The sequence below is a fragment of the Bradyrhizobium sp. P5_C11_2 genome, assembly GCF_054049755.1.
This window is the reverse complement of sequence record NZ_JBFULT010000891.1, coordinates 1-1,907: the sequence shown is the minus strand read 5'-3', so window position 1 is coordinate 1,907 and position 1,907 is coordinate 1. Positions and strand designations below refer to the sequence as shown.

Below are 1,907 nucleotides of genomic sequence, written 5' to 3'. Positions count from 1 at the left end.
TTCACGGGCGATCTCGGCACCCAGCGCGGGGATCGAGCAGCCATGACCGGGATTGTCGCGATGCAGCGTCGAGAGATAGGTCTCGACGATCTGAGTGAACTGCTTCTCGGGCGCGACCTGATCGGACTGCTTGCGCCAGTGCTCCATCGAGCGGTCCATCGCATAACCGAAGGCCTCGATCACCAGCGCCTCGCGGGAATCGAAATGCGCGTAGAAGCCGCCATGGGTCAGGCCCGCCTCCTTCATGAGGTCGGCGACGCCGATGCCGTGGGCGCCCTTTTCGCGCAGCCGCACGGAAGCCTTCTTCACGATGCGATCGTGGGTTTCCTGCTTGTGTTCCCGGGAGTAGCGCATGCGGCTCTCATTGAATGTCGGAGGTCATTTCATAACACGCAAATGCCGCGAATGGCTTCTTAATTCGCATTTAAATTGTTACCAATCATGGAAAAGGTTGCAGTTGCATGGACTGCGAGCRCGCCCTTGCCGTCGCGGACGAAGCCTTCGGTGTAGCTGCTCTGGCGTCCCAGCTTGATCACTTTACCTTCGGCGGAGATCACCCCGGAACGGACCGAGAGCGGACGCAGGAAGGTCAGCTTCAGATCGAGCGTGACGGACCCCTGCCCGGCCTCCAGCCTGGTCGAAACCGCGCATCCCATGGCGGTGTCGAGCAGCGCCGCGGCGGTCGCCCCGTGCAGGAGGCCGATGGTATTTTCGAGATCCTCGCGCGGCTCCAGTTCCATCACGATCCGGCCCGGCTCGACCACGGCCATGGTGAAGCCAATCAGTTTTGCGAAGGGTGGCGGCGGCAGCCGACCGTCGCGGATCCCGAGCATGGCGTCCATACCGGAAAGCCCCATCGCCGCCTTGGCGACCGGCGCCGGCACCTGCCAGTCCACCACGCGCTCGCGCCGTTGCGCCGGCGAATACAGATCGAGTTGGTCGATGTTGGTCATGGCCGCCCCTTTGTATGATATGTGTCATACTATGCTGCGGACTTCGCGCTGGCAACTCCGTCTCCCGCCCGCTTGACAAGCACGGCGTTTCGGCCCGGAAGTGAGCACGGCCTGCGCTCCCTCGCGCGCGTCCACGAAACCTCCGAGACCCCGCCATGGAAATGCTCAATCAACACTGCGGCGTGACGCGCGATGCGCGCGGCGTCGTTCATGTCACGATCTGCAACGCCGGCTCGCTCAACATCCTGGGCTCGCCCGTGACCGACGCGGTCCGCCAAGGCTTGCAGCAGCTTGCCTCCGATCGCGGCATCCGTGTCGTGGTGCTGCGCGGCCAGAGCGAGAAGAGCATGATCGGCGGCGCCGACATCAAGGAGATGGCCAGGCTCGACCAGAAGTCCGCGGAAGCCTTCATCAGCCGCCTGCGCGATCTCTGCGAGGCCGTGCGCGCCTTCCCGGCCCCGGTGATCGCACGCATGCCCGGCTGGTGCCTTGGCGGCGGGCTCGAAGTGGCGGCCGCCTGCGATTTCCGGATCGCAGGCCACGATGCGCATTTCGGCATGCCGGAGGTCCGCGTCGGCATTCCCTCCGTAATCCACGCCGCGCTGCTGCCGCGCCTGATCGGCTGGGCCCGCGCGCGCTGGCTGGTGATGACGGCGGAGAACATCGACACGCCGACCGCGCTGGCCTGGGGACTGGTGGACAAGGTCGCCGCGCCCGGCGGACTGGATGCCGAGGTCGAGCACCTTGTGAAGGCGCTGCTCGAATGCGGCCCCGAGGCACTCCGGTCGCAGAAGGCGCTGCTGCGGCAGTGGGAGGAACTGCCGCTGACGGAGTCGGTGAATTTGAGCGTCAAGGTGTTCGGCGAGTCGTTTTTGACCGACGAGCCGACGCGGCTGATGCAGGCGTTTGTGAACAGGAAGCGGTAGTCTCGCAAGGACAAGCGCCTCCTTGCGA

The 1,907-nt window shown here is 65.1% G+C and carries 3 protein-coding genes; 1 reads left to right on the top strand and 2 read right to left on the bottom strand.

Translation table 11 applies throughout. The features are described from left to right. Nucleotides 1-354, bottom strand: a 354-nt coding sequence (locus tag ACXJL8_RS39945; RefSeq protein WP_456686915.1) for a TetR/AcrR family transcriptional regulator, incomplete at its 3' end; no start/stop codon positions are given. Between the two features lie 59 nt (nucleotides 355-413). Next, on the bottom strand, nucleotides 414-953 hold the full coding sequence (locus ACXJL8_RS39940) for a PaaI family thioesterase (RefSeq protein ID WP_456686914.1): 540 nt from the start codon (nucleotides 951-953) through the stop codon (nucleotides 414-416). 155 nt (nucleotides 954-1,108) lie between these two features. On the opposite strand from ACXJL8_RS39940, the gene ACXJL8_RS39935 reads away from it, so the two are divergent. Beyond that, on the top strand, nucleotides 1,109-1,879 hold the full coding sequence (locus ACXJL8_RS39935) for an enoyl-CoA hydratase (protein WP_456618679.1): 771 nt from the start codon (nucleotides 1,109-1,111) through the stop codon (nucleotides 1,877-1,879). The last annotated feature ends 28 nt before the right edge of the window (nucleotides 1,880-1,907 follow it).

What these genes read in the sequence shown, in the direction of transcription:
- ACXJL8_RS39935 (WP_456618679.1), top strand. Translation starts at nt 1,109, where the DNA reads ATGGAAATGCTCAATCAACACTGCGGCGTGACGCGCGATGCGCGCGGC.